This is a genomic window from Rathayibacter sp. AY1B8, assembly GCF_002932775.1.
Taxonomy (GTDB): domain Bacteria; phylum Actinomycetota; class Actinomycetes; order Actinomycetales; family Microbacteriaceae; genus Rathayibacter.
Genome location: NZ_PSWJ01000004.1, coordinates 142,217 through 168,614 on the forward strand (window position 1 = coordinate 142,217; position 26,398 = coordinate 168,614).

Here is a 26,398-nt window from a genome sequence, read left to right on the forward strand (position 1 = left end):
ATGACCGAGAGCAGCACGGGCACGACCCGTCAGGACACGGCCGGACCGGAGCGCGGCAGGGTCCTCCTGTCGGTGCGAGATCTGGCGATCTCGTTCGACAACGAGGGCGGCAGCGTCGAGGCGATCCGCGGACTGGGCTTCGACCTGCACGAGGGCGAGGTGGTCGCGATCGTCGGCGAGTCCGGCAGCGGCAAGTCGGTCACGGCGCGCGCGATCCTCGGCCTGATGGCCCGCAACCAGCGGATCACCGCGGGCAGCATCGAGTTCTCGCACCGGAGCGACGACGGCACGGTGACCGCGAAGGACATCGCGGCGATGCCCGAGTCGGCGATCCGTCGCGAGATCTGCGGGCGCCGCATCGCGATGGTGTTCCAGGACGCCCTGACCTGCCTCGACCCGACGATGTCGGTCGGCAAGCAGGTGATGGAGGGGATCCAGGAGCACTTCGGGCTCGGCCGTCGCGAGGCGCGCGCCCGTGCCGTGGAGCTGCTCGGCGAGGTCGGCATCGACGATCCGGAGCGGCGGTTCAAGCAGTACCCCCACCAGCTCTCCGGAGGCATGTGCCAGCGGGTCAACATCGCCATCGCGCTGTCGTGCAACCCGGACGTGCTGATCTGCGACGAGCCGACGACCGCGCTCGACGTGACGATCCAGCTGCGGATCCTCGAGCTGCTGAAGCGCCTGCAGGCGGACCGCGGGCTCTCGGTGATCTTCATCACCCACGACCTCGGCGTCGTCGCGACCGTCGCCGACCACGTCAGCGTGATGTACGCCGGACGGATCATCGAGCAGGGCACCGCCGAGCAGGTCTTCTACGACCCGCGGCACCCCTACACCTGGGGCCTGCTCTCGGCGATGCCGGACCTGACCACCGACTCCCCCGAGCTGTTCGCCATCCCCGGCAGCCCGGCGAGCCTGGTGAACCGCGCGCCGGGAGACCCCTTCGCTCCGAGGAACCCGTTCGCGCTCGAGATCGACTTCGTCGAGGAGCCGCCCCTCTTCGACGTCGGCGGCGGGCACCGGGTCGCCTCGTGGCTCTGCCACCCCTCCGCTCCCCCGGTCGAGATGCCGGCGCCGCTGCGCGCCAAGATCGACGCCATGCTCGCCCCCAGTGAAGGACCGACCCCGTGACCGCACTCGCTCCGACGCCCGACTCCGCGCCCGCCCTGCTCTCGGTGCGCGGCCTCACCCAGGTGTTCCGGCTGGGCCGGCGGCACCACGTGACCGCGATCGGCGGCGTCGACTTCGAGATCCGGCGCGGCGAGACCTTCGGGCTGGTCGGCGAGTCCGGCAGCGGCAAGTCCACGATCGGCCGCTCGATCATCCGGCTGATCGACCCGACCGACGGCCAGGTGGTGCTCGCGGGCCGCACGATCAGCGGCCGGCTCGACGCCGCCCAGCGCGACCACCTGCGATCCAGCATCCAGATGATCTTCCAGAACCCGATGTCGAGCCTCAATCCGCGCAAGACCGTCTTCGACATCGTCGCGCAGGGACTCACCACCCAGCGCCGGTACTCCTCGGCGGCCGAGCGCGACGAGAAGGTCTACGCGATCCTCGAGAAGGTCGGCCTCGACCGCTCCCACGCCGACCGCTACCCGCACCAGTTCTCGGGCGGCCAGCGGCAGCGCATCGGCATCGCCCGCGCGCTCGTGATGCAGCCCGACCTCGTGATCGCGGACGAGTGCGTCTCGGCGCTCGACGTCTCGATCCAGGCGCAGGTCGTGAACCTGATGCGCGCGCTCCAGGAGGAGCTCGGCACCGCGTACCTCTTCATCGCCCACGACCTCGCGATGGTGAAGTACATCTCCGACCGGATCGGCGTCATGCACAAGGGCCACCTGGTCGAGACGGGCACGACCGCCGAGATCTTCTCCGGCCCCGTGCACCCCTACACCCGCTCGCTGCTGCGCGCCGTGCTCTCAGCCGACCCGCGCGCGATGCGCCGCCGCGCCCCCTCCGAGCCGTACGACCCGGTCGCGCTCGGGATCGACTACTCGGCCGGGAGCGTCCACGAGCTCTCGCCGACCCATCGCGTTCTGGCGACCCCGGAGGAGCTGGCGGCCTGGCGCGCATGACGGCCGCCCGGCGTCAGGACTCGTCGGCCTCGAAGCGCAGGGGCCGGTCGGCCACCGGCAGCCCGGAGTCGCGCACGGCGGCCTCGATCGCGGCGTGCCCGCCGTCGGGCGCGACGATCCGCAGGCCGTCCTCGGTCGCCCAGTAGGCGGTGACGCCGTGCTCCTCGACGAGGGTCGTGAGCAGCGCGGCGGTCCGCTCCTGCTCGCCGGGACCGACGGTGATCGCGGCCCAGGGACCGGAGATCTCGACCGGGGCGCCCCGCTCCGCGCCCGCAGCGTCCCGCAGGTCCTCCGCCGCCCGGACGATCGGGAGCAGCGCGGGCAGTCCGCCGGAGACGTCCTCGAAGGAGTCGAGGGCGAAGGCGCCCTCGCGGAGCGACGCGTGCAGCTCCAGGCCGCGGCCGAAGCCGTCGATCCGCTCGAGCAGGGCCGACGCGTCGACAGCGGGAGCGGGGCACGCGGCGGTCGGCTCCTCCGCACCCGCGAAGGAGAGGGTGTTCCCGCCTGCGGACGTCGCCCGGAACGACCACAGCACCGGATCCGCGTACTCGGTCGCACAGGCCGTCGCGAGGGCGTCGGCGAGCGCCGGCTCCTCGACCGCGACCCCGACCCAGGAGGTCGGCGGGCCGAACGCCGGCGCCTCGACCCAGCGCTCGGCGCCGTCGAGGGAGACTCCGGGCACCGCGGCGACCTCGCTCGTCAGACGGTCGAAGCCGGCGTCGGGCCGTGCGAACGGCGTCTCGTCGATCGTCCAGACGAGGAGCGTCAGCCCGCCGGCGGCGAGGGCCGCGGCGAGGACGCCGGCGACGGGGAGGAGGAGGCGACGGGACACGCCCCCATCCTCGCTCCCCTCCTCCGCGGCGTCACGTGGACATCGGGTGAACGGACGGTGCGCCGGCGTCGACGGCTCCCGCCTCGATCGAGCGCATCATCCGGGTGTTCACGGGCGACGGGTGGACCGAGTCGACCCGGACGCCGGTGCCCGCGACCTCGAGGGCCGCGCTCCTGGTGAGCCCGGCGACCCCGCGCTTCGAGGCGACGGAGGGGCTGAGGCCCGGGGCGCCGTCGAGCCCGGCGACGGAGGAGGTGGTGATCACGCTGCCCCGCCCCTGCTCGATCATCCGCGGCAGCACGGAGCGGAGCCGGTGCCGGCCCGCTCCCAGCACGCTGGGCGGCGGCCGGCCGCCTGCCACGGGGGTCTACCTCCGCGGGGGGCAGGGGTTACCGGCGCAGTCCCGAGACGAGCGCGAGGAGCCCGTCCATCGACTCGACGACGAGGGGCGGGAGGTCGCCGCGCTCGGCGACGAAGGCGACCGCGAGCACGCCCGCTCCGGACGCGTCCGACTGCTCCCGCTCCGGCACAAGGCCCAGCGCGCGGGCCGCCGTCTCCGCTTGACTGGGGGCGACGCGCCGACCCTCGGCGCACCCGGGAGGCGACATGGCGAACCACCGTTTCGAGCTGCGGTCCGGCCGCGGGATGGGCGTCTCGGCGGCGGGCGATCCCGTCGCCGACCGGCTGGTGGTGTTCTGCCACCCCACTCCCGGAGCGGGCGGCTTCGACCCCGACCCGACCGTCACCGGTCCGTGGGGTCTGCACCTGCTGATCCTCGACCGCCCCGGCTACGGCGCCTCGGACCCGGTCGACGCCGCTCACGGCCGCGTCGAGGACCGCGCGGACGACCTCGCCGAGTACCTGCGCCGCTCCGAGCGCACCGCCCGCATGGTCGAGGGCGCCCGCTTCGGCAGCGTCGGCGTGGTCGGCTGGGGCTCCGGCGGCGCGTTCGCGCTCTCGCTCGCGGCCCGGCACCCCGACCTCGTGGACCGCCTCGCGCTGGTCGGCACCCCCGCGCCCCCGCAGGCCGGCGCGATCGTGCACCCCACGAGCGCGTGGGAGCGGCGCGAGACCCTCCGCGGGGAGGACGCCGACGCGATCGCCGCCGCCCTCCCGCAGACGCAGCCGGGCCTGGACGCGCTCGGGATCGACTCCGACGACCCGGTGCTCGCCACCCACGGCGGACTGCGCAACCGGCTGGAGCGGATGCTCGCCGAGGGCTGGCGGCAGGGCCCGAGCGGCGCCGCGACCGACCTCGCGGCCCTCCGCGACGGCTCCTGGGCCGACGACCTCGACCGGGTGACCGCCGAGACGCTCCTGGTCCACGGCGACGCGGACCCGGTGGCGAGCGCCGAGGACGGCCGCTGGTACCGCGGCCGCCTCGCGCGGGCGCGCACAGTGACCGTCGACGGAGCCGGCCGGCTGGCGCTGGTGCGTGAGTGGCGCCGGATCCTCGACCACGTCGCTCCGCTCGAGCGCGGGGCGGAGGGCCGATGAGCGGCCTGGGCGCGGGCCCGCTCGTGCTCGTGTCGGCGATGGCGGTCTCGGGAGTCGTCCACCTGGTGCACCCGCGGACCTTCGACGCGGTGGTCCCGCGCGGGATGCCCGGCTCGGCGCGCGGCTGGGTCCTCGTCTCGGGAGCGGCGGAGCTGGTCTGCGCGGCCGCGACGCTGCACCCGCGGACCCGCGCGGCCGGCGGTCTCGCCTCCGCCGCCCTGATGGCCGCCGTCCTCCCCGGCAACGTGCAGATGGCGCGGGACGCCCGTCGGCCTCGGACCCGGGTGATCACGCTGCTGCGCCTCCCGCTCCAGATCCCGCTCGTGCTCTGGGGTCTTCAGGCGGCACGCAGCCGCTGACGCAAGCCCGCGCGGGCGCGGATCGCCCGCTGCTACCGTCCAGGCATGACCGACCAGAGCGCGGACGACCGCTACGACCAGCTGACCAGCGCCCCGAAGGCGACGGAGGCCGACGCGGCCCCGCGCATCGAGGTCTCCACCACCGAGGCCGGCGACACCCGCATCGACATCCGCGAGGACGCCGCCGTGCGTCCGGGCCGTGTCGACGAGAACGGCGACGAGCTCGACGAGAGCCGCGACGATGCCTGAGCGCCGCCGCGCCGCCCTCGTCTACAACCCCGTCAAGGTCGACCTGGAGTCCGTGAAGGCCGCTGTGAAGCGCGCCGAGGAGGCCGCCGGCTGGGAGGAGACGCTCTGGTACGAGACCTCCGTCGAGGACCCCGGAGCCGGTCAGACGAAGGAGGCCCTCGCCGCGGGCGCCGACGTCGTGATCGCGGCCGGCGGCGACGGGACGGTCCGCGTCGTGGCGGAGGCCCTCCGCGGCTCCGACGCCTCGCTCGCGCTGCTGCCCTCCGGCACCGGCAACCTGCTCGCCCGCAACCTGAACCTCACGCTCGACGACATCGACAACTCCCTGACCGTCGCGTTCTCCGGACAGGACCGGGCGATCGACCTCGGGATGATCGACATCGAGACCTCCACGGGCCGCGACCGCCACGCCTACGTCGTGATGGCGGGCCTCGGGATCGACGCGAAGATGCTCGCCAACACCGACGACGACCTCAAGAAGCGGGCCGGCTGGCTCGCCTACGTGGACGCGCTGCGGAAGGCCCTGCTCGACAAGAACCAGCTCGAGTTCCGCTACCGCCTCGACGGCTCGAGGACCCGCAAGGTGCGCGCGCACACGATCATCGTGGGCAACTGCGGCGCCCTGCCGGCGAACATCCTCCTGCTGCCGGACGCGGCCGTCGACGACGGCGAGTTCGACATCGTCCTGCTGCGCCCCGAGGGCTTCTTCGGCTGGGTGCAGATCATCTTCAAGGTGGTGTGGGAGAACGGCGTGCTCCGCCGCAGCGGCGTCGTCGGCAAGAAGCTGATGGGCCTGACCAAGGAGGTGTCGGCCCTGCGGTACGTGAAGGGCCGCGACCTCACGGTCCGCCTCGAGCACGCGCAGGAGATCGAGCTCGACGGCGACCCGTTCGGCTCGACCTCGGCGTTCCGCACCTGGATCGAGCCCGGCGGGCTGACGGTGCGCGTCCCGGCGTAGCGCCGGCGGCGGCCGGGCGGATCCGCCCGGTCCGCCTCCCGCCGGGAGAGAGGATCGTCATCCCTCCCGGCGGAGGCGTCTGCTCCGAGCAGGGCGGTGCAGTGCGGCTTCGGGTACCGCACCCCATGCACCTGCATGAACACGGCGACTGTAGTGCGGAATCCGTCGCCGACGCAACGATCCGCGGGGCTCCGGCGGCTCGAATGGGTAATTCCACCGTGCGATGCTCCGTGGCCGCGACGGATTCCGCAGCTGACTCGCCCCGGCAGGAGCGTGATCGCCCGTCCGTCGATCGACGGGGCTTCTCCTCGGCACGGTGCCGACACGCGCACGAAACGCCCGCCCGCTAGCGTGCGGACATGACATTCCGTGCGTCAGCCGCGCTCAGCGCGCTTGTGGCCTCCTCCCTCCTCCTCGCACCCGCCGCCATCGCCTCCCCCGCCGCCCGCGCGGGCGCCGTCGACGGGGGCACCAGCGCCGGCGATCCCTACTTCCCCGGCCTCGGCAGCAGCGGCTTCGACGCCCTCACCTACAGCCTCGTCCTGAAGTACGATCCGGCGACCCGGGCCCTCGGCGGCAGGGCCGTGGTCACCCTCGCGCCCCAGAAGGACCTGCGCTCGCTCTCCTTCGACCTGACCGGCCTCACCGTCTCGAAGGTCACCGTCAACGCCGGGGGCGCCCGGTTCTCGCAGTCGGGGGACGAGCTGACCGTCACGCCCGCCCGGACCCTCCGGAAGGGCCTGCCCGCACTGGTGAGCATCGACTACGCCGGGACCACCGGGAACCCCGTCGACGGCACCGGGGCCCCCTTCGGCTGGTGGTCGACGGACGACGGCGCCCTGGTCGCCAGCGAGCCGGACGGCGCCTCGACCTGGTACCCCGTCAACGACTCGCCCGCCGACAAGGCGCGCTACACCTTCAGCATCACGGTCCCGGAGGGCCGGACGGTGGTCGCGAACGGCCTGCCGGTCGGCTCCCCCACCACGTCGAAGGGGTGGACGACCTCCCGCTGGGTCGAGACCAGCCCGATGGCGAGCTACCTCGCCATGGTGAACATCGGCGACTACGACCTGGTCCGCTCCACCCAGGGCGGCGTGACGACCATCGACGCGATCGACCGGGACATCACCGGCGACACCCGCGCCCGCACCGAGGCGGCGCTCGCGAAGCAGGGCGCGATCATCGACTACTTCTCCTCCGTCTTCGGCCCGTACCCGTTCCGCTCGGCCGGAGCCGTGGTCGACGACGAGCGGATCGGCTACGCCCTCGAGACCCAGGGCCGCTCGTTCTACTCCGGCGGCGCGGACGAGTCGACCGTCGCGCACGAGACCGCGCACCAGTGGTACGGCGACAGCGTCACTCCGGAGACCTGGTCCGACATCTGGCTGAACGAGGGCTTCGCGACCTACGCCGAGTGGCTCTGGGAGGAGCACACCGGCGGCGCGAGCGTCACCGAGTCCGCCGCCCGGGTCGCAGCCGCTCCCGCCGACGACCCGTTCTGGTCGACCGCCGTCGCCGACCCCGGAGCCGCAGGCCTCTTCGACGCGCCCGTCTACGCCCGCGGCGGCCTGACGCTCGTCGCCCTCCGCGACCGGATCGGCGCGGACGCGTTCGGCGTGCTGCTGAAGCGCTGGGCCTCCGAGAACCGCTACTCGAACGCGACGACCGCCGACTTCCAGGCCCTGGCCGAGAACGTCTCCGGCTCCGACCTGGCGGACTTCTTCGACACCTGGCTGCGCACGCCGGAGAAGCCCGCCGGTCTCTGACCCCCGGATCTTCGCGGCGCGGCCGGGGTGTCAAGGAGGGACGGCAGGTCGGTCCGAGCCGATACCGTCCCTCCATGGGCTTCTTCGACCGCAACGACTCCTCGACCAGCGTCGCCGCGCCGCAGCCGAGCGCACCCGATCCGCAGCGGCGGGTCTGGAGCGACGGCCTCGGCCGGTTCGCCACCCGCTGCCTCCAGGTGGTCATCGTCCTCCTGCTGGCCTCGGTGCTCGTCTTCGCGATGACGCAGCTCACGCTGGTGCTCATCCCCGTGATGATCGCGCTCATCCTCGCCGCGGCGATCCACCCGGTCCTGGCGTGGATGCGGCGCAAGGGCGTGCCGTCGATCCTCGCGACCTGGCTGGCGCTGATCGGGCTGCTCGCGGTCCTCGGCGCGGTCGGCTGGCTGATCACGGTCGCGGTCCGCAACCAGTGGGACGAGCTGGTCAGCAGCGCCTCCGACGGCATCACCTCGCTGCAGGACTACGTGCAGCACCTGCCGTTCCAGATCACCGACGAGCAGATCGAGTCCGCCCGCCAGTCGGTCGTCGACTTCCTCACCTCCAGCTCGTTCGGCAACGGCGCGCTCGCGGGCGTCTCCGCGGCGGCGAACTTCATCACCGGCCTCGTGCTGATGATCGTGGTGCTGTTCTTCTTCATGAAGGACGGCCCGAAGATCTGGGAGTTCCTCCTGCGCCCCTTCACCGGCTCGGGCTACGAGCGCGCCAAGCGCGTCGGGCACAAGACGGTCGACGTGCTGGGCGGCTACGTCCGCGGAACGGCGACCGTCGCGGCGGTCGACGCGATCGGCATCGGCGTCGCGCTGGCGATCATCCAGGTGCCGCTGGCGATCCCGCTGGCCGTCATCGTCTTCCTCACCGCGTTCATCCCGATCGTCGGAGCCACGGCCGCCGGCATCCTCGCCGCTCTCGTCGCCCTGGTCGCCAACGGCCCGGTCGCCGCGCTGATCGTGATCCTGGTCGTCATCGGGGTCAACCAGCTCGAGGGCAACTTCCTCCAGCCGGTCGTGATGGCGCGCTCGCTGAAGCTGCACCCGCTGATCGTCCTGATCGCCCTGACCGTGGGCACCGTCCTCGCCGGCATCGTCGGCGCCGTGCTGGCCGTGCCGATCGCGGCCGTCGTCTGGGGCATCGTCTCGATCTGGAACGGGCCCTCCGACCCCGCCGAGCCCGCGCGGCAGAAGCGCGCCGAGACGGTCTAGGCCCCCGGGACCGTCGAGCGCGGGCCTAGCGCTCGACGATCCCGTCGCGCAGCGCCTGCCGGCGGAGCGAGATCTTCGTGCCGACGGCCAGCCCCTCCGCCCGGTACTTGCCCCGGGCGCTGCGCAGCGAGCTCCGTGCGGCGTCCTGGGTGATGCCGAGGAGCGTGGCGACCTGCTTCAGCGGCATCCCGTCGACGAAGAGGCGGACGATCTCCCGCTCGCGGTGCGTCAGGGTGCCCGGGCGGTCGGCCCCGAGCAGCTCCCGCGTCTGCGCCGTCAGGAAGCGCTCGCCGCGCGCCGCCGCCCGGATCGCCGCGAGGATCGTCTCGGTCCGCTCGCTCTTGACCACGTAGCCGTGCGCCCCGGCCTCGAGCGCCCGGCTGATCGTGCCCGGCTCGGAGTGCGTGCTGATGATGATCGTGGCGGCGCCGGCGGCCGCGATGATCCGGATCTTCATGGCGAGGTCGAGCTCGTCGCCGAGGTCGATGTCGAGCAGCACCATGTCGGTCGGGAAGGCCGGATGCGCGAGCAGGTCCGTCCAGGTGCCGACCGTCGCCGCCACGCGGATGTCCGTGCCCGAGCGGCGGATCCACTCCGCCAGCGCCGCCAGCAGGATCGGGTGGTCGTCGAGGATGGCCAGCGTGATCGCGGGCTCGTCGCTCATGTCGCCGTCCTCCTCCGGGGCCGGTGGGCGACGAGGATCCTCGTCGCGCCGTGGTCGGTCGTCGTGCGGTGCTCGCCGAGCTCGCTGAGGATGCCCCAGACCGAGCGGTCGAGGTCGCGGGTGCGGATGCCCGCGGCGACCAGGGCGAGCTCCACCCCGCCGCCCTGGCCCGGCTCCAGGCGGACGGCGAGCGGAGTCCTCCCCGCGGGGGCGGTGAGCAGCCAGAGCACCGAGAGCAGCCGCGAGCGGTCGAGCGGGGCCAGCAGCGCCGCGGCCCCGCTCGGATCGTCGAGCGCGACAGCGGAGGACAGCAGCGCCGACTCCTCCACCGCGATCCTCAGCCAGGTGCGGTCGTGGCTGCGGGCGAGCGCCTCGCGGAGCTCGTCTCCGAGCACCCGCGCCCGCTCGCCCAGCTCCTCGTCCAGCGGCACCGGCGTCCGGACCCGCTCGAGGAGCTCCTCGATGCGGGCGTCCACCTGCGAGAACTCGTCGTCCGCGGCGTGGACGGTGCCGTCGGCCAGGCTGCGGTCGAGCGTGCGCCGCACGTACTGGTCGAGCGAGGTGAGCACGACGACGCACACGGCCGCGGGCGCGACGGCGAGGAGGACGTTGCTCACCGCGAGGGCGGCGCCTCCGTCGCCGAGGAGCGCCTGGCCGACGAGGCCGAGCGCCGTGAGCCCGACCAGGACCACCAGAGCGAGGAACGAGCGCGAGAGCGGCTGGAAGGTGATCAGCGCGATCACGCCCGCGCCCACTCCCACGCAGACCGACGGGTAGTACATCGGAGCCGGTGTCGGCAGGGCGTGGTCGGCGAACTCGAGCAGCAGCGCGGCCACGTCCACAGCGAGGACGCCCGCGAAGGCCCGGCGCGGCAGCTCGCCGTGGCGGCGGAGGGCGATCGCGACCCCCACCGCGCTCGCGGCCACGACCAGCAGCCAGGAGAGTCCGCTCAGCCAGGTCGCGGACCGCGCGTCGAGGGACCAGAGGTACGAGATCACTCCGCGGATGTCGAGCAGCACCGCCATCGTGAGGAAGCCCAGCCCGAGGTAGCTCCCGCTCAGGCGGTTCGGCCGGGTGAGGCGCTCGCGGATGCTCCACAGCGCGCCCGGGCTCCTGTCCGCCGCCCGGACCAGCTCCAGGAGCGTCCCCTCCTCCTGCCGCGACCCGCTCACAGCGGCACGCTCAGCAGCACGGTCGCGCCGGACCCGGGCGCCGAGAAGACCCGGACCGCGCCGCCCACCGCCTCGATCCGGCCGACGACCGACTCCGCGAGGCCGAGGCGTCCGGCCGCCACCGCGGCCGGGTCGAAACCGCGCCCCTCGTCCGAGACGACGACGCGGAGCGTGCCCGCCTCCTCCGCCACGCTCACGTGGGCCAGGGCCGCTCCGGAGTGGCGCCGCACGTTCTCGAGGCACTCCCCGGTCGCGCGCACCACGGCGTCGAGCACCTCCGGTCGGATCCGCGGCTGCGCACCGCCGTGCCAGCGCACCTCCACGCCCACCGCCGCCGAGCGCCGACCGAGCGCGAGGAGCGCCTCCGGCACCCCGGCCGCCCCGTCCGGGTCCGGCTCCTCCGCCGTCTCCAGGCCGCGCAGGAGGGCCAGATCGGCGGCCGCCCGGTCGCGCAGCACGGGAGCGGGCACGCCCTCCCCCCGGTGCGCCACCAGCGTCAGCGTCGCCAGGATCGTGTCGTGCATCAGCCGCGCGTCGGCGCGGTGCCGGGACTCGCTCTCGCTCGAGCGGCGCTCGGCGTCGTGGGCGGTCCGGAGGCGGGCGGTGCCGACGTGCGCACGCGCGACGCTGCCCGCGAGCCACCGCGCGGCGGTCAGCAGCAGCGCCCAGCAGACGACGACCGAGATCAGGACGAAGGGAGCGCGCCCGGACGCGCCCGTCGCCGCCGCGCCGAGGGCGAGGACCGGGAGCAGCGCGAGGACCGCGGCCCACGGCATACCCCGCCAGGAGCCGACGGCGAGCAGCGCGCACGGCAGCGCCATCGAGGCGAGCATCGTGATCCCGCCCAGAACGGCGCGGAGGGAGGCGTCGACGCCCGGCGAGAGGAAGGCGGCGAGTGCCGCGACGTCCAGCGCGGATCCCAGGATCACGGCCCTCGTCCCGGTCGCGACCGATCGGCCGGGCGCGAGCTGCACGAGCGCCGAGACGACCAGCAGCGCCAGGCTCGGCAGCACCGTGATCAGCTGCGCGGGCGTCAGGGCGAGCAGGTGCAGCGCGGAGGCGGCGGTCAGCACCCCGCCCGCCCGCCGGGCGCAGAGCACGCCGACCTCGCGCTGCTCGCGCAGCAGCACCGCGGCGTCGGCGGGCCGGGGAGGCAGGGGCACGGTGACCTCGGGAGGACGGGCTCCGGGCTCGTTCCGGGGCGACGGTGGCGGGGAGGCTGTGGCGGGGATCGGCGGCGGGGAACGGCGCGATCCGAGTCGTATCGTGGCACAACGCGACCCGCCCGGACAGCGGTTCCGGCCGCCTCGCGCACGCGGATCGGCGCGCCGTCTGACGCGGGCGGTCGCGCTCGGGGGCCGTGATCCCGTAGAGTCGAGACATCTCCTGGGCGATCGCCCGAATTCCACGGCTGAGAAGTCGCACGACGACGAAGAGACTCAGCCCCTGATAGAGACCGCACCGACCGAGAGCATCGTCCTCGGTCGTCCGGTTCGAACGCCCGCCTCGCACGCGGGTACCGCCCTTCACAGGACGCCGCGGAAGCCGCGCCGTTCCTCGTTCGACCCCCGCTCCACCGGCTCGCCCGGTCCGCGGGACGTTCTCCCCCGCAGAGCCGCCCTCCCCCGGAGGCGCGAGCTCAGCCCCTAGACGACCCGGACGACTCCGGCAGACGCGTGTTTCACCCGCGGAGGCCGAGTCGAGCGGGTACCGCACACTCGTGCGGACTCTGACGACGCCGGCCCCGGTCGGCGTCATTAACACATAAGGAAAAGAAATGCCTACTGGCACCGTTAAGTGGTTCAACTCCGAAAAGGGCTTCGGCTTCATCGCTCCCGACGACGGAGGCGCCGACGTGTTCGCGCACTTCTCCGCCATCGCGAAGCAGGGCTACCGCGAGCTCGTCGAGAACCAGCACGTCGAGTACGACGTCGAGCAGGGCCGCAAGGGCCCGCAGGCCGCGAACATCCGCGGCGTCGGCGAGTAATCTCCGACTTCCGACGCCCCGTCGACCAGGATCCCCGGATCCGGTCGGCGGGGCGTCCGTCGTTGACGGGGTGATTCCGCCCCCGGCCGGCGGAGGCGGAACCCGTGTCACCCCTCCGGGCCGCAGGATCGGTATCCTCTCCGTGGCGGCTCCCGAGCTCACGGAGCCCGCGACGCCGTCCGGGACTCCGGCGCGTCGGCACCACTTCACGGCGGAGACAATGGGACGACTGATCTACGGACCGCAATCACTCGAGATCGACTTCGAGGACCGGCTCCTCGCGCACCTCAAGGTCGCGATGTTCACCAAGATGCGGCGGAACGAGTCGTTCAGCCTCTCCTGGAGCGAGCCGGAGTCGTCCGGCTACGGCCGCAGCTCCGTCTGGGTGCACCCGACGACTCCGCTGCACTTCCGGTTCCACGGCAGCAAGCGGCCGTCGCTGAACCGCCTGTGGATCGAGCAGTTCATCGCGAGCGCGAACAACACCGGCGAGATGACCGTGGTGCCGGAGCCGGCCGAGGGCTCCTGACCCGCGACGCTCCTCAGACCACGAGCGGCCGGGCCGTGTGCACGAGCTCCTCGTGCGGCAGGGCCCGGAGGCGCTCGGCGATCTCGGCACGGGCGCCCGCGTCGACCGACGCCCGGGCGTGCTCCTGCGGCCGCAGCGGCGTGAGGGTGACCAGGTCGGCGTGACCGGTCGCCAGGTCGAGCCGCTCGGGCAGGCCGGGGCTGCGCAGGCCCAGGAGGACACCGACGGTGCCCTGCTCATCGGTCCAGGCGGGCGGCGCCGCGACGTTCGCGAGCCGCGCCGTGTCGAGGGAGCTGCGGCAGCACACCCCCTGGAGGGCGGCCCGTCGGGCGGCCTCGTACAGCAGGCGGAAGTGCCAGTGGTTCCAGAGCTCGGCGGTGGGGACGCCGCGGACGGCGGACGTCTCGAGGCACAGCTCGAGGCCGAGACCGGTGCCGGGATGCGCGAGCCGGTCGAAGGGATCGCTCAGCCCGTCGGTCGCGAGCACCACGGAGGCGCCGCGGTCGACGCGCAGGAACGCACGGTGATCGGTGGGCCAGCGCGCGCCGCCCCGGACGCCGGGATCCTCGGTCGAGACGACGACGGTGCGATCGAGCGCACCCACTCCGCGCCAGGCGTCGGCCCGGTCCTCCGCCACCGCCTCGGCCAGCGCCCGCCTCTCGTCCTCGGTCCATCGGACCTCACGAGTGCGATTCAGGAACAACGACATGGGACTCCCCGTCCGCGCGACCGGCGTGCCGCGCTCCCGGAACGCTACGGCGCCCACCCCTGCTCCTCCTCCGAGCAACCGGAACGCCAGCTGTGTGCGCGGTGTTCACTCCCGCGGCGGTCCCCGCCCGCCGCGGCGCGGTCGGCTCCCAGGAAAGGCCGGGCAGGTGGAGCGGGTCGCGTCCGGCTACGCCGAAACGCTGGAACGCGTTTCGACGGTTCGCCTCAGGCGGTGTTCGTTCCCGCGGCGGTCCCCGCCCGCCGCGGCGCGGTCGGCTCCCGCAGACGGCCTGGCAGGTGGAGCGTGTCGCGACCGGCTACGCCGAAACGCTGGAACGCGTTTCGACGGTTCGCGACCGGCGGTGGTCGTTACCGCGGCGGTAGCCGGCCGCCGCGGAAGCAGGCTCAACCCAGCGGGTTGATGCCGTTGGTGCGCCAGCGCTCGTCGGCGAGCTGGCCGGGGGTGCCGGCGCTCGCGTTCTCTCCCAGGGGCTCGCCGCCCTCGACGGCGTCGGCGCCGAGCGCGGTGCCGGCTCCCTCGGCGGTGCTGCCGGGGGGAAGCAGGCCCTCCTCGTCCTCGCGGGGGCCGACCTCGTCCTCGGGGGCGTTCTCGGAGCCGCTCTCGCTCATCGGGTCGTAGCCGTGGTCCGGGTCGCGGCTCTCGTCGGCCGTCGTGTTCTCCTCGACCTCGGAGTCGGCGGGGCGGACGTCGTCGGCCTTCTCCGCATCGGTGGAGGGGGTGGCCTCGAAGCCTGCGAACTCGGGGCTGTCGTCTGCGCTCATGGCCGCCACGGTAGCACCGGGCCCGCGGGTACCGGAGGGGGTTCCGCCGGGCGCCCGCGACGCCTCCGCTCAGCGGCCACGCCCTAGGCTCGGGGGGCTGGCACGGACGACGGGAGCGACATGCGACGACTCGGGTACGACAGGTTCGGCGGGCCCGATCTGCTCTCGTGGCGGGAGGCGCCGGTGCCGATGCCGGGTCGCGGCGAGGTCCTGGTGCGCACGCGCGCGGCGAGCATCAACGCGACCGACGAGAAGATCCTGTCCGGCTCCGCGCGGATCATGGCCGTCGGCCGCTCCCGTCCCTACGGGTTCGGCCTCGACATCGCCGGCACCGTCGAGGCGCTCGGCCCGGGGTCGCACTCGGTCGCGATCGGCGACCGCGTGGTGGGGATGACCCGCGACGGCGACGCCTTCGCCGGTGCGTCCATCGCGCGCAGCCGCTCGCTCGTCCCGATGCCCGACTCCCTCGGCTTCGTCGAGGCCGTCACGCTCGCGATGTCGGGCGGCACCGCGGTGGGCCTGGTGGACGCACTGCACGTGCGCGCCGGCGAGCGCGTCCTCGTCAGCGGCGGCTCGGGAGCCATCGGCGATCCGACGATCCAGCTGCTGGTGCGGGCGGGCTGCACGGTCGCGGCCACCGGCTCGGCCGCCTCCGCCGACCTGCTCCGCTCGCTCGGCGCCGAGCCGCACGACTACCGCGCGCTCGACCTCGGGGTGCTGGGCGGCCGCTTCGACGTGGTCGTCGACGTCTCCGGCCACCTGCCGGTCGACGACGCGGCGATCCTCCTGGCCGAGGGCGGGCGCATCGCGACGCTGGTGCCGAGCGGTCCGGCGCTGGTCTCGCAGGCGACGGGCCTCGTCCGCCGCGACCGCCCGCGGGTGCGCAACATGATCGTGGTGGCGACGGCGGAGCGGATCGGGCGCGCGGTCTCGCTCGCCACCTCCGGCGAGCTGCGGCCCCGGCCGGGCGCCGTGCATCCGCTGGGCGACGTCGTCGACGTGCTGTCGCGCCGAGCGACCGGCGCCGACCGCACGATCGGCAAGATCGTCTTCACCGCCGACGACTCGGCTCCGCTGAGCTGACCTCCGGCCCCTCCTCCTCTGCCGGGCGGCCGAGCGAGAGCGTGGCCAGGAAGCCGACGGCGAGGAACCCGGCGGCGGCGAAGGCCGCGTAGCGGGTGCCGTCCGAGAACGCCTCGCCCGCCGCCCGGGCAGCGTCGGCGGTGTCCGGTGAGGCGGCCAGCCCGGCGATCGCGGCGCCGGAGGAGTCGACCACCGCGTCGACGGTGCTCGCGACCTGCTCCGCGGGGAGGCCCTGCTGCTCGAGCGAGGTCGTGAGGACCCCCGCGGTCGAGGTGTAGAGGATCGTCCCGAGCACGGCGATGCCCAGCGCCGAGCCGATCTGCCGCGCGGTCGACTGCGTGCCCGAGCCCTGCCCGCTGAGCTCGACGGGCACGTCCCGGAGCACGACCCCGGTCAGCTGCGCCGTCGCGAGGCCGACGCCGAAGCCGTAGACGGCGAGGAACGGGACGAGGGCCCACCACGGAGTGGAGTCGGAGACGACCAGGCCGATGCCCGCGACGCCGACGATCTCGGCCGCGAGGCCCACCCGCACGATCAGCACCGGCGCGACCCTGTTGCCGAAGGCGCCGGCGAAGCCCGAGGCGACGAAGGAGCCGAGCGCGAGCGCGAGGAGCACCAGGCCGGTCTGCACGGCCGTGTAGCCGAGGACGCTCTGGAGCCAGATCGGCAGCGCCAGGATGATCCCGAACTCGCCGAGCGAGACGATCATCGCGGCGAGGTTGCCGTTGCGGAACGAGGCGAGGCGGAAGAGCCCGATCGCGAGCATCGCCGAGCGCCCGGCGCGCTCGCGGGCCCGCGCCCAGAGGACGAAGGCGACCCCGGCGAGCACCGCGACGGCGAACGCGATCGGGACCGGCGAGAGACCGAGCGGCCAGCTCCAGCCGCCGACGCTCAGGCGCTCGTCGACGCCCCACCAGCCGAGGGTGCGCCCCTCGATGAGGGCGAACACCAGGGAGGCGGAGGCGATGATCGAGAGCGCGGCGCCGACGAGGTCGACCCTCCGCCCGTCGGGCTGCCGCGACTCGTCGACGAACAGCAGCGCTCCGACCACGATGATCACGCCGAGCGGGATGTTGATGCCGAACGCCCAGCGCCAGGAGAAGTCGGTGGTGAGCCAGCCGCCGAGCAGCGGGCCGACCGCGGTCATGCCGCCGATGGTCGAGCCCCAGACGGCGAAGGCGATGGCGCGCTCGCGCCCGCGGAAGGTGGCGTTGATCAGCGAGAGGGTCGTCGGCAGCACCATCGCTCCTCCGACGCCCTGCACGACCCTGGAGAGGATCAGCAGGTCGCCGGTCGGAGCGAGGGCCGCCGCGACGGAGGAGAGCGCGAAGAGCGAGACGCCGACGATCAGCATGCGGCGCCGGCCCCAGCGGTCGGCGAGGGTGCCGAAGACCAGCAGGAGCGCGGCGAACACGAGCGTGTACGACTCCTGCACCCACTGCACCTGGGTCGAGGTGATCCCGAGATCGGCGACGATCGACGGGATGGCGACGTTGACGATGGTCGAGTCGACGATGATCGTCGCCACTCCGAGGCTGATGACGACCAGCCCGATCCACTTGCGGTTGCGCACGACGCTCTCCTCCGACGATTTAGTAAGCCAGCTGACTATATGCCCGCGGAGGGCGCCGTGTCGAAGGGAGGGCCTGGAAGATTAGCGGGAGGCGGGCGCGGCGACAAGGGCGCGAAGCTCCCGGAGCCGCCCGGTCAGGATGGACGCATGCCCGCATCCCCCCGTTCCTTCCCGTATCCCCTCGGCGTCTCCCTCCGCGGCGACGCCGGCGCCGGCGTCGCCGTCTACTCCGAGACCGCGGACAGCGTCGAGGTCTGCCTCTTCGACGAGTCCGGAGCAGAGACCCGCGTCGCCCTCACCGAGCGGACCGGCCACGTCTTCCACGGCCTCGTCCCCGAGATGGGCATCGGCACCCGCTACGGACTGCGCGTCGACGGCCCCTGGGACCCCGCCAACGGCCTCCGCCACAACGCCGCCAAGCTCCTCCTCGACCCGCACGCCACCGCGATCGAGGGCTCGTACACCTGGTCCGAGGACGTCTTCGGCCAGTTCTACGAGGACGCCGACTCCCGCAACGACGCCGACTCCGCGCACGCGGTCCCCCGCTGCGTCGTCACCGACCCCGACTCCTTCGACTGGAGCGGCGACACCGCGCCGCGCATCCCGCTCGAGGAGACCGTCGTCTACGAGGTGCACGTGAAGGGCTTCACGAAGCTGCACCCCGACGTGCCCGAGGACATCCGCGGCACCTACCGCGGCCTCGCGCACCCCGCCGCGATCAAGCACTTCACCGACCTGGGCGTGACCTCGGTCGAGCTGCTCCCCGTGCACCAGTTCGTGCAGGACTCGCACCTCGAGGAGAAGGGCCTGCGCAACTACTGGGGCTACAACTCCCTCGGCTTCTTCGCGCCGCACAACGAGTACTCGCACGCCGGGGACGACGGCTCGCAGGTCGACGAGTTCAAGGCCATGGTCAAGGCGTTCCACGAGGCCGGCCTCGAGGTCATCCTCGACGTGGTCTACAACCACACCGCCGAGGGCAACGACAAGGGCCCCACCCTCTCGTTCAAGGGCATCGACAACGGCTCCTACTACCGACTGGTGGAGGAGGACCGCGCGAACTACTTCGACACCACCGGCACCGGCAACAGCCTCAACGTCGCGCACCCGGCCGCGCTCGGCCTGATCATGGACTCGCTGCGCTACTGGGTGACCGAGATGCACATCGACGGCTTCCGCTTCGACCTCGCCACCACCCTCACCCGCCAGACCGGTGAGGCCGAGGTGCACAGCGCCTTCCTCGACCTGATCGCGCAGGACCCGGTGCTCGCGCCCGTCAAGATGATCGCCGAGCCGTGGGACACCGCCGGCTACCAGGTCGGCGGCTTCCCCGCGGACTGGTCGGAGTGGAACGGGAAGTTCCGCGACGACGTGCGCGACTTCTGGAACGGCGCCGACTCGGTGCTCGGCACGACCGCGCAGCGCGTCCTCGGCTCCCCCGACGTGTACGAGGCCGACCGCCGCTCGCCGGTCTCCAGCATCAACTTCGTCACCGCGCACGACGGCTTCACCCTCGCCGACCTCACCGCGTACTCGCGCAAGCACAACGCGGCCAACGGCGAGGACAACAACGACGGCGAGAGCGACAACCGCTCCTCCAACAACGGCGCCGAGGGCCCGACCGAGAACGAGGCGGTCAACGAGCGCCGCGACCGCATGCGCCGCAACTTCCTCGCGACGCTGCTGCTCTCGGCCGGCGTGCCGATGATCCTGGGCGGCGACGAGATCGCCCGCACGCAGGGCGGCAACAACAACGCCTACTGCCAGGACGACGAGATCTCGTGGTTCGACTGGGAGAACGCGGACCGCGAGCTGCTCGCCTTCACCCGCGAGCTGATCGCCCTCCGCGCCGCGGAGCCGGCGCTGCGCCCGAAGTGGTTCCGCCGCGCCCCCGGCGACGGCGGCCCCGACACGGTCGACATCCTCCGCTCCGACGCGCAGGGCTTCGCCGACGAGGACTGGGACAACCCCGACGCCCGCTCGATCACCTTCGTGTTCGAGCACGAGGGCAGCGCGAGCTTCGCCCTGCTGCTGAACGCGGCGGAGAACGGCGTCGAGTTCACCGTTCCCGAGGCGCCCGGCGCCGAGTGGAGGCTGGCCGCCTCGAGCGACCCGGAGCAGGTCGTCGAGGGCGAGGTCACCACGCTGATCGTCCGCGACGGCTCGTTCACGCTGCTGCGCTCGGCCTCCTGATGACCGGCCGGACCCCGCGGCTCCTCCGCTTCGGCGGGCGCATCGCGGGGTTCGGCACGTCCTCGGGCACGAGGATCGTGCTGGGCCTCTGGGAGGACACCCCCTTCGGCCCGTTCGCCGACGCGATGGTCGAGGACGGCGACGGCCACCGCCTCCTGATCGCACCGACCCGCGAGGTCGCGGACTTCATCGGGTCGACGTACGCGTTCGACGAGGTGCGGATCGCGCCGGTGTCGTGGCGGAGGATCGCGGGCGGCCTGTCCGTCGCGGCCGGACCGCTCGCGGTGCGACTGGAGCTCGGCGGTCTCACTCCGCTCGGCCGGCTGCTGCGGATCGTTCCACGACCGCTCGCCGAGCACCCGGCATGGCTGACCGCGATCTCGCCGGTCGCCTCCCTGCTCGTCCGCGGGGTCAGTACGGCCGGGTCGGCTGGGCACGGACGCCGCGAGTACTACGGCGTGCGGGCGATCCGCCGCGTCGAGGGCGTCCACGCGGTGCTGGCGGAGGAGGACCTCGGCCCGTTGCGCCCGCTCTCGCCGCCCGTGCGGTTCGGCTTCTCGTCGGCGCCCGCCGCTCCGGCGATCGTCGACGTCACCACCACCATCGCGCTTCCGCGCGAGGGGACCACCGCGCTCCGGCGCGACCGAGAGAGAGGAGCCGCCTCGTGAAGAAGGGCGACAAGATCAGCTGGAACACCTCGCAGGGCGAGACCCACGGCGAGCTGGTCGAGAAGAAGACGAAGGAGTTCCAGTTCGAGGGGCAGAAGTTCAACGCCTCGGACGACGAGCCCTACTGGATCGTGCAGAGCGACAAGACCGACGCGAAGGCCGCGCACAAGGAGTCGTCGCTGACGAAGAAGTGAGCGGGCGCAGGCCGAGCGGCTGCGGACCGGGCTCCGGATCGACTCCGGGGCCCGGCCCGCGCCCGTCTCACGCGATGCGGATGAGCTTCTTGTTCACGAACTCCTCGAGGGCGGGGCGGCCCATCTCGCGGCCGGTGCCCGAGCGCTTCACGCCGCCGAAGGGCAGCTCGGCCGCGTCGCCGAGGACGAGGTTGATCCAGACCATCCCCGCGTCGATCCGGTCCGCCAGGCGCAGCGCCTGCTCCTGGTCGGTCGTGTAGAGGTAGGAGCCGAGGCCGTAGGGGGTGTCGTTCGCGAGGGCGATCGCCTCGTCCTCGTCGCGGACGCGGTAGAGCGCGGCGACGGGGCCGAAGAACTCCTCGCGGTAGGCGTCCATCTCGGGCGTGACGCCCTCGAGCACGGCGGGCGGGAAGAAGTTGCCGGTCACCTCGCCGCTGGCGCGGACGGTGGCCCCCTGCTCGCGCGCGGCCGCCAGCTGCGCCTCGAGTCGCTCCGTCGCGGCGGAGGAGGAGAGCGGGCCGAGGAGGGTGCCCTCCGCGAACGGATCGGCCGGCTGGGCGCGGGTGAACGCCTCCGTGAACTTCTCGGCGAACGCGTCGTACAGCTCGTCGATCACGATGAAGCGCTTCGCGGCGTTGCAGGACTGGCCGTTGTTGTCCAGGCGCGCGGCGACCGCGTCCTCGACCGCCTTGTCGAGGTCGTCGGTCGACAGGAGCACGAACGGGTCGGAGCCGCCGAGCTCGAGCACGACCTTCTTCAGGTGCCGGCCCGCGAGCTCCGCGACGGCCGCGCCGGCCCGCTCGGAACCGGTGACGGAGACGCCCTGGACCCGGGGGTCGGCGATGACGGTCGCGGCCTGCTCGTTCGTGGCGTAGAGGTTCACGTAGACGCCGGCGGGCGCACCCAGCTCCTCGGCCGCGGTGCGGAACATGTCGGCGATGGCGGCGGCCGACTCCGGGCACTGCGGCGCGTGCTTGAGCAGGATCGTGTTGCCCGCGACCACGTTCGGGCCGGCGAAGCGGGCCACCTGGTAGTAGGGGAAGTTCCACGGCATGATGCCCAGCAGCACGCCCAGCCCGGCGCGGCGGATCAGCGCGGAGCCGGTGCCCTCGGCGAGCTCGATCGGCTCGTCGGCGAGGAAGGCCTCGCCGTTCTCGGCGTAGTAGCGGTAGATGTCGGCGGCGAAGCCGACCTCGCCCTGCGCCTGGTCGAGTGGCTTGCCCATCTCGCGGACGATGATCGCCGCGAGCTCGTCGGCGCGCTCGACGTGCAGCTCTGACACGCGGGCGATCAGCGCCGCGCGGGTCGCGACGGGCACGGTTCGCGACCACGAGGAGTAGGCGTCCTGCGCCGAGCCGATCGCCGCGGTCAGCTCGGCGTCGCCGAGGGTCGGGTACTCGCGGAGGGTCTCCCCCGTGGCCGGGTCGATCACGGCGTAGTGGGTGCTCATGCGGGCTGTGCTCCTTCGCTGCGGGGGGCCGGTGCGGTCGCGCCGTCCTCGTCGATGATCTCCTGTGCCAGGCGCCTGCCGACGCGGATGGCGCCGTCGACGTGCTGGTAGCCCTCGGCGGCGAGGTCGCTCGTGCCGAAGCGGAGCGGACCCACCGGCTCCAGCTGCAGCGCGCCGTACCGGGTCAGCCCGCCCAGGTCGAAGCTCGCGGCGTACGCGCCCTGCGTCCACTCCTCGGACGCCCAGTCGCTCTCGTAGTAGACGACCGGATCGAGTGCGGCCGGGCCGAAGTAGGCGGCGAGCGAGTCGAGGATCGCGGCCTTCCGCTCCGCCTCGTCGAGCGCGAGCACGCGGTCGGCCTTCTCGTCCGAGACGAAGCCGACCAGGGTGCCGCGCTCCTCCCCGTGGTTCGAGTTGTCGTAGGCCTCGTGGACGAGCGAGTGCGGGCTGAACGCGGTGCCGGAGAGGCCGTCGGCGCGCCAGAAGGGCGTGGCGTAGGTGGCGTGCACCTTGATCACGAGGCCGAGCGACTGGTGCTGCAGGGCCTGCTGCCGCAGGCGCGGGAGCGGCGGGTCGAACGAGATGCGGCCGACGAGGTTCGGCGGCACGGCGACGATCGCGCGGCGGGCGCGGAGGACGACGCCGTCAGCGCGCACCTCGACCCCGTCGTCGCCGTAGCGGACGGAGCGGACCGGGTGCCCGAGCAGGACGCGCTCGGCGCCGAGGCGCTCGGCGAGCCGCTCCGGGACCTGCTGGAGGCCGCCGATCACGCGCTTGTCGAGGATGAAGTCGGCGTCGACCAGGTTGCTGAAGCTCCCCGCGCTCGCGGCCATGAGGAGCGCCTGGAGGAGGGAGAAGGCGTGCGCAGGCTTGGTGAGCATGGCGTCGGCGAGGAAGAGGGCGATGTTGGCCCGCGCCTCCTCGTCGTCGCTCTGCGGCTCCAGCCAGGCGGCGAAGGTGATGCGGTCGTAGTCGCGGGCGAGCGGATGCGTCCACGGCGCCGCCGGGTCCGTCTCGGCGACGAGGCGGTCGAGCACCTCGATCAGGCGGGAGATCTCGGACTCGGTGCGCTCGCTCCCCGGGAAGATGTCGCCGGTGAAGCGGCGGGCGGAGCCGTCGGCGCCGATGTAGACGCTCTCGCCCTCGCGGTAGCGGGAGTAGGTGCCGAGGCCGAGCTCGTCGAGGGTCTCGAGGAGCGCCGTCTGGTCCGGCGAGACCCACTGGCCGCCGAGCTCGAGGAGCTGCCCGTCGACCACGCGGGTCTCGAGCCGCCCGCCCACGCGCTCGCGCGCCTCGACGACGACGACGTCGAGGCCGTGCTGCTGCAGCCGGAGCGCCGCGGTGAGTCCGGTGGCACCGGCTCCGATCACGACGACGTCGTGCTCGCTGGGGGACATGACTTCTCTTTCCATCGGTGATCGCGGGAGTGGACGCGCGAATACGGACGATCCTGTCACAGAAGCGGAGGAGAACGTCAGTGAGTGCGCCCGATGGAGGGTGGACTCGAAGCGCCCTCCACCGAACTACATAGGCGTGCTATATTGTTTCTCGTGCCCGATCCCAGTGCCCCCGTGCGTCTCGCCTCCGCCGCCACCGCCCTCACGCGGTTCGCGGGCCGGGCGAGCGGCGCGACCGGGCTCGGCGCGCAGTCCGGAGCCGTCTGGTCGACGCTCGCCGAGCTGCGCACCGCCTCCCCCTCCCGCCTCGGCGAGCTCGCCGAGCGGGTCCGCGTCACCCAGCCGACGATGACCGGCATCATCGCCCGTCTCGACGAGGCCGGCTGGATCCGCCGCGTCCACGACGCCGGCGACGGCCGCGCCTGGCTGATCGAGGGCACTCCCGCCGGCTTCGACGCCCTCGCCGAGCACCGGCTCCGCCTCGAGGCCGCCCTCGCCCCGCTGTTCGCGGGCCTCGACGAGGACGACCGCCTCGCCCTCGAGCGCGCCGCGACCCTCGTCGAGGCCCGCGTCGCCCGCATCGCCGGCACCCCCCTCCCCTCCTCCCCCGAGAAAGGCTCCACGCCGTGACCACCTCCCCCCACTCGCCCGCCCAGGGCTCGATCCTGAAGCAGCCGCTGGCCGTCTGGGCCGTCGCCTTCGCCGCGGTGATCGCCTTCATGGGGATCGGCCTGGTCGACCCGATCCTCCCGGCCATCGCCGAGAGCCTGCAGGCGACTCCGACCGAGACCTCGCTGCTCTTCACGAGCTACCTCGTCATCACCGGCGTCGTGATGTTCTTCACCAGCTGGCTCTCCAGCCGCATCGGCGCCAAGAAGACCCTCATGATCGGCCTGGTGCTGATCGTGGTGTTCGCCGCGCTCGCCGGCACGGCGGGCAGCGTCGAGGGCGTCATCGGCTTCCGCGCGGGCTGGGGCTTCGGCAACGCGCTGTTCATCTCGACCGCCCTGTCGACCATCGTCGGCGCGGCGAGCGGAGGCTCCTCCGCGGCGATCGTGCTCTACGAGGCCGCGCTGGGCATCGGCATCGCCATCGGCCCGCTGCTCGGCGGGCTCCTCGGCAGCGTCTCGTGGCGCGGCCCGTTCTTCGGGACCGCCGTGCTGATGGCCGTCGGCTTCATCGCCATCGCGACGCTCCTGCGCGAGGACGGCCCCAAGCCCTCTCCGACTCCGCTCTCGGCGCCCTTCGCCGCCCTCAAGGTCCCGGCCATCCGCACGCTGGCGGGCGCCGCCCTGTTCTACAACATCGGCTTCTTCATGCTGCTCGCCTACACGCCCTACCCGCTCGGGCTGGACGAGATGGGCCTCGGCTTCACGTTCTTCGGCTGGGGCCTGGGCGTGGCGATCACCTCCGTGTTCGTCGCTCCGCTGCTCACCCGGCGCCTCCCGCGCACCGTCGTGCTGCGCTCGGTGCTGCTTCTGCTCGCGCTCGACCTGATCGCCGGCGGCCTCGTGATCTCGTCGCGCGTCGGCCTGATCGTCTGCATCATCGTCGGCGGCCTGCTGCTCGGAGTCGTCAACACGGTGCTCACCGAGTGCGTGATGGAGGCGACCGACCTGCCCCGCTCCGTCGCCTCGTCCGCCTACTCCGGCGTCCGCTTCCTCGGCGGCGCGATCGCCCCGCCCGCCGCCTCCGCCCTGGCCGCGGCGATCTCGCCGGCCTTCCCGATGTACGCCGCGGCCGGAGCCGTCGCCGTCGCCGCGCTGATCGTGCTGCTCGGACGCCGCACCCTGGCCCGCGCCGACGCCCACGAGCCCGAGCCCGAGCTCGTCGAGGCGCAGGCGATCACGCTCGGCGAGTGACGCGCCCGCACCTGCGCGCACCAGCTCGCTGAGGGGTCGCGAACGGTCGTCATCCGAGCGGGATGGCGGCCGTTCGTGACGCATGGACGCGGTCGAGCGGGGTGGGCGGCGGATCCGACCTGTGGAGAACCGGTTCACGAGGATCGGGAGGCGGGACAGTGGCCGGATGCACGATCCCTCGCCGCTTCCGATCGGACTCCGCGGCCGCGCCTTCACCGTCGCTGACGCTCGCGCGAGCGGTCTGAGCCGCGGGCGGCTCCGCAGCTCCGACCTCCACCGGCCCTTCCACGGCGTCCGCACCGCCGACCCCGACCCCGACCTGCGCCTGCGCGCGGAGGCGCTCCTCGCGCTGGTCGGTCCGGAGGCGCTCCTGAGCCACGTGACGGCGGCGCGGCTCTGGCCGCTCGACCTCCCGCCCGCCGCTGCGGACGAGCCGGTGCACGTCAGCGTCCGCCGGCCGGGACGCGCTCCCCGGCACCGGAACGTCGTCGGCCACGCCCTCGCCGATCCCGACGTCCGCCGCGTCCTCCGCCGCGGACTCCCCCTCACCGATCCGGCCTCGCTCTTCTGCCATCTCTCCGCGCTCCTCGAGCCGGACGACCTCGTCGCGGTGGGCGACGCGCTGGTGCGCACGCCGGTCGTCGGCGATCCGGCGGATCAACGGCCCTGGGTGCCGCTGCCCGACCTGCGGGAGCGCGTGTCGGCCTTCCGCGGTCGGAGCTCGGTGCGACTCCGCGCCGCGCTCGCTCTGGTGCGCGACGGGGCGGAGTCGCGGCAGGAGTCGCGGTTCCGGCTCGCGTCCATGCGGGCGGGGCTCCCGGAGCCGGTGCTGCAGGAGCCGCTGTTCGACTCCGACGGGGTCTTCGTCGGGCGGCCGGACGGCTGGTACCCCGCGGAGCGGGTCGCGTGGGAGTACGAGGGCGACGATCATCGCACCAGCAACCGGCGCTTCGCGCGCGACCTCGGCCGCTACGACGACCTCGCCTCGATCGGGGTCCGCGTCGTCCGCATCGTCGGCGCCGAGTTCGTCCCCCACCCCGAGCGCTCCGTCGAGCGCCTGCGACGAGCACTCGCCGACCGGGCTCCGCATCGACGACCGCCGAGGGGTCGCGAACGGTCGTCATCCAAGCGGGATGACGACCGTTCGTGACGCCTCACGGGAGGGCGCGCGCTCAG

28 protein-coding genes are annotated in these 26,398 nt (G+C 73.3%); 17 read left to right on the forward strand and 11 right to left on the reverse strand.

Going from position 1 to position 26,398, the window contains the following annotated elements:
- Both C5C63_RS04875 and C5C63_RS04880 read left to right on the forward strand, forming a co-directional pair.
- Positions 1 to 1,131, forward strand: a complete 1,131-nt coding sequence (locus C5C63_RS04875) for an ABC transporter ATP-binding protein (RefSeq protein ID WP_104249940.1) — start codon at positions 1 to 3, stop codon at positions 1,129 to 1,131.
- On the forward strand, positions 1,128 to 2,078 hold the full coding sequence (locus tag C5C63_RS04880; protein WP_104249941.1) for an ABC transporter ATP-binding protein: 951 nt from the start codon (positions 1,128 to 1,130) through the stop codon (positions 2,076 to 2,078). The genes C5C63_RS04875 and C5C63_RS04880 overlap by 4 nt, the downstream gene beginning before the upstream one ends.
- 13 nt (positions 2,079 to 2,091) lie before the next feature.
- Here C5C63_RS04880 and C5C63_RS04885 read toward each other — a convergent pair whose 3' ends face one another.
- From C5C63_RS04885 to C5C63_RS16675, 3 genes are read right to left on the reverse strand one after another with little or no spacing between them, the layout of a single operon-like run.
- The gene (locus C5C63_RS04885) at positions 2,092 to 2,910 is read right to left on the reverse strand and encodes a hypothetical protein (protein ID WP_104325593.1); all 819 of its coding nucleotides are present in this window, start codon (positions 2,908 to 2,910) and stop codon (positions 2,092 to 2,094) included.
- 31 nt (positions 2,911 to 2,941) lie between these two features.
- On the reverse strand, positions 2,942 to 3,271 hold the full coding sequence (locus C5C63_RS04890) for an SDR family NAD(P)-dependent oxidoreductase (protein WP_219814045.1): 330 nt from the start codon (positions 3,269 to 3,271) through the stop codon (positions 2,942 to 2,944).
- Between the two features lie 28 nt (positions 3,272 to 3,299).
- Positions 3,300 to 3,518: a hypothetical protein gene (locus C5C63_RS16675; protein ID WP_146078495.1), complete on the reverse strand. Its 219-nt coding sequence runs from the start codon at positions 3,516 to 3,518 to the stop codon at positions 3,300 to 3,302.
- Between C5C63_RS16675 and C5C63_RS04895 the strand changes: the two genes are divergently transcribed.
- The 6 genes from C5C63_RS04895 to C5C63_RS04920 all read left to right on the forward strand — a co-directional run bounded on the left by C5C63_RS04895 (position 3,517) and on the right by C5C63_RS04920 (position 8,959).
- Entirely contained in the window at positions 3,517 to 4,407 is an 891-nt protein-coding gene (locus C5C63_RS04895; RefSeq protein ID WP_104239584.1) for an alpha/beta fold hydrolase, read from the forward strand. The genes C5C63_RS16675 and C5C63_RS04895 overlap by 2 nt on opposite strands.
- The gene (locus C5C63_RS04900) at positions 4,404 to 4,766 is read left to right on the forward strand and encodes a hypothetical protein (protein WP_181068405.1); all 363 of its coding nucleotides are present in this window, start codon (positions 4,404 to 4,406) and stop codon (positions 4,764 to 4,766) included. Before C5C63_RS04895 ends, C5C63_RS04900 begins: the two co-directional genes overlap by 4 nt.
- A gap of 45 nt (positions 4,767 to 4,811) precedes the next feature.
- Entirely contained in the window at positions 4,812 to 5,015 is a 204-nt protein-coding gene (locus tag C5C63_RS04905; protein ID WP_104292681.1) for a multidrug transporter, read from the forward strand.
- On the forward strand, positions 5,008 to 5,973 hold the full coding sequence (locus tag C5C63_RS04910) for a diacylglycerol kinase family protein (protein WP_104233056.1): 966 nt from the start codon (positions 5,008 to 5,010) through the stop codon (positions 5,971 to 5,973). The genes C5C63_RS04905 and C5C63_RS04910 overlap by 8 nt, the downstream gene beginning before the upstream one ends.
- A 359-nt stretch (positions 5,974 to 6,332) precedes the next feature.
- A complete protein-coding gene (locus tag C5C63_RS16940) occupies positions 6,333 to 7,739 on the forward strand; it encodes a M1 family metallopeptidase (protein WP_104257996.1) in 1,407 nt (468 codons plus the stop codon).
- Between the two features lie 74 nt (positions 7,740 to 7,813).
- The gene (locus C5C63_RS04920; protein WP_104292680.1) at positions 7,814 to 8,959 is read left to right on the forward strand and encodes an AI-2E family transporter; all 1,146 of its coding nucleotides are present in this window, start codon (positions 7,814 to 7,816) and stop codon (positions 8,957 to 8,959) included.
- A 25-nt stretch (positions 8,960 to 8,984) separates the two neighbouring features.
- Here the strand turns inward: C5C63_RS04920 and C5C63_RS04925 are convergent, their stop codons facing one another.
- From C5C63_RS04925 to C5C63_RS16950, 3 genes are read right to left on the reverse strand one after another with little or no spacing between them, the layout of a single operon-like run.
- Positions 8,985 to 9,623: a response regulator gene (locus C5C63_RS04925; protein ID WP_104325594.1), complete on the reverse strand. Its 639-nt coding sequence runs from the start codon at positions 9,621 to 9,623 to the stop codon at positions 8,985 to 8,987.
- Positions 9,620 to 10,795, reverse strand: coding sequence for a hypothetical protein (locus C5C63_RS16945; RefSeq protein ID WP_104325595.1), 1,176 nt, complete (start codon positions 10,793 to 10,795; stop codon positions 9,620 to 9,622). The genes C5C63_RS04925 and C5C63_RS16945 overlap by 4 nt, the downstream gene beginning before the upstream one ends.
- Positions 10,792 to 11,958, reverse strand: a complete 1,167-nt coding sequence (locus tag C5C63_RS16950) for a sensor histidine kinase (protein WP_104325596.1) — start codon at positions 11,956 to 11,958, stop codon at positions 10,792 to 10,794. Before C5C63_RS16950 ends, C5C63_RS16945 begins: the two co-directional genes overlap by 4 nt.
- 614 nt (positions 11,959 to 12,572) lie before the next feature.
- Between C5C63_RS16950 and C5C63_RS04940 the strand changes: the two genes are divergently transcribed.
- Together C5C63_RS04940 and C5C63_RS04945 are read left to right on the forward strand one after the other, a co-directional pair.
- The gene (locus C5C63_RS04940) at positions 12,573 to 12,782 is read left to right on the forward strand and encodes a cold-shock protein (protein WP_055786246.1); all 210 of its coding nucleotides are present in this window, start codon (positions 12,573 to 12,575) and stop codon (positions 12,780 to 12,782) included.
- A gap of 220 nt (positions 12,783 to 13,002) precedes the next feature.
- Positions 13,003 to 13,311, forward strand: a complete 309-nt coding sequence (locus tag C5C63_RS04945; RefSeq protein WP_104226101.1) for a hypothetical protein — start codon at positions 13,003 to 13,005, stop codon at positions 13,309 to 13,311.
- 13 nt (positions 13,312 to 13,324) lie between these two features.
- On the opposite strand, the gene C5C63_RS04950 is transcribed toward C5C63_RS04945, so the two are convergent.
- Both C5C63_RS04950 and C5C63_RS04955 read right to left on the reverse strand, forming a co-directional pair.
- On the reverse strand, positions 13,325 to 14,020 hold the full coding sequence (locus tag C5C63_RS04950; protein ID WP_104238971.1) for a hypothetical protein: 696 nt from the start codon (positions 14,018 to 14,020) through the stop codon (positions 13,325 to 13,327).
- A 404-nt stretch (positions 14,021 to 14,424) separates the two neighbouring features.
- Positions 14,425 to 14,802 (reverse strand): hypothetical protein, encoded by a 378-nt coding sequence (locus C5C63_RS04955; protein ID WP_146086357.1) that lies wholly within the window; start codon positions 14,800 to 14,802, stop codon positions 14,425 to 14,427.
- Positions 14,803 to 14,922: 120 nt separating this feature from the next.
- Between C5C63_RS04955 and C5C63_RS04960 the strand changes: the two genes are divergently transcribed.
- Complete coding sequence (locus tag C5C63_RS04960) at positions 14,923 to 15,885, forward strand: NADP-dependent oxidoreductase (RefSeq protein ID WP_104295223.1); 963 nt, start codon at positions 14,923 to 14,925, stop codon at positions 15,883 to 15,885.
- On the opposite strand, the gene C5C63_RS04965 is transcribed toward C5C63_RS04960, so the two are convergent.
- Positions 15,854 to 17,458: a DHA2 family efflux MFS transporter permease subunit gene (locus tag C5C63_RS04965; protein ID WP_104325598.1), complete on the reverse strand. Its 1,605-nt coding sequence runs from the start codon at positions 17,456 to 17,458 to the stop codon at positions 15,854 to 15,856. The genes C5C63_RS04960 and C5C63_RS04965 overlap by 32 nt on opposite strands.
- Before the next feature lie 147 nt (positions 17,459 to 17,605).
- Between C5C63_RS04965 and glgX the strand changes: the two genes are divergently transcribed.
- Genes glgX through C5C63_RS04980 form a run of 3 tightly spaced genes read left to right on the forward strand, consistent with a single transcriptional unit; the run spans position 17,606 to position 20,513 of the window.
- On the forward strand, positions 17,606 to 19,651 hold the full coding sequence (gene glgX / locus C5C63_RS04970; RefSeq protein WP_104325599.1) for a glycogen debranching protein GlgX: 2,046 nt from the start codon (positions 17,606 to 17,608) through the stop codon (positions 19,649 to 19,651).
- A complete protein-coding gene (locus C5C63_RS04975; RefSeq protein ID WP_104246956.1) occupies positions 19,651 to 20,319 on the forward strand; it encodes a hypothetical protein in 669 nt (222 codons plus the stop codon). Before glgX ends, C5C63_RS04975 begins: the two co-directional genes overlap by 1 nt.
- A complete protein-coding gene (locus C5C63_RS04980) occupies positions 20,316 to 20,513 on the forward strand; it encodes a DUF2945 domain-containing protein (RefSeq protein ID WP_056866275.1) in 198 nt (65 codons plus the stop codon). Before C5C63_RS04975 ends, C5C63_RS04980 begins: the two co-directional genes overlap by 4 nt.
- Positions 20,514 to 20,580: 67 nt before the next feature.
- Here C5C63_RS04980 and C5C63_RS04985 read toward each other — a convergent pair whose 3' ends face one another.
- Entirely contained in the window at positions 20,581 to 21,963 is a 1,383-nt protein-coding gene (locus C5C63_RS04985; RefSeq protein WP_104233045.1) for an NAD-dependent succinate-semialdehyde dehydrogenase, read from the reverse strand.
- Entirely contained in the window at positions 21,960 to 23,360 is a 1,401-nt protein-coding gene (locus C5C63_RS04990; RefSeq protein WP_104325600.1) for an NAD(P)/FAD-dependent oxidoreductase, read from the reverse strand. The genes C5C63_RS04985 and C5C63_RS04990 overlap by 4 nt, the downstream gene beginning before the upstream one ends.
- A 153-nt stretch (positions 23,361 to 23,513) precedes the next feature.
- On the opposite strand from C5C63_RS04990, the gene C5C63_RS04995 reads away from it, so the two are divergent.
- The 3 genes from C5C63_RS04995 (at position 23,514) to C5C63_RS16955 (ending at position 26,372) form a co-directional block, all read left to right on the forward strand.
- Positions 23,514 to 23,990 carry a MarR family winged helix-turn-helix transcriptional regulator gene (locus tag C5C63_RS04995; protein WP_181110557.1) on the forward strand — a complete coding sequence of 159 codons (477 nt, stop codon included), beginning with the start codon at positions 23,514 to 23,516 and terminating at the stop codon, positions 23,988 to 23,990.
- Positions 23,987 to 25,222, forward strand: a complete 1,236-nt coding sequence (locus C5C63_RS05000; RefSeq protein WP_104325602.1) for an MFS transporter — start codon at positions 23,987 to 23,989, stop codon at positions 25,220 to 25,222. Before C5C63_RS04995 ends, C5C63_RS05000 begins: the two co-directional genes overlap by 4 nt.
- A gap of 166 nt (positions 25,223 to 25,388) precedes the next feature.
- The gene (locus tag C5C63_RS16955) at positions 25,389 to 26,372 is read left to right on the forward strand and encodes a hypothetical protein (RefSeq protein ID WP_104325603.1); all 984 of its coding nucleotides are present in this window, start codon (positions 25,389 to 25,391) and stop codon (positions 26,370 to 26,372) included.
- Positions 26,373 to 26,398: the final 26 nt, after the last annotated feature.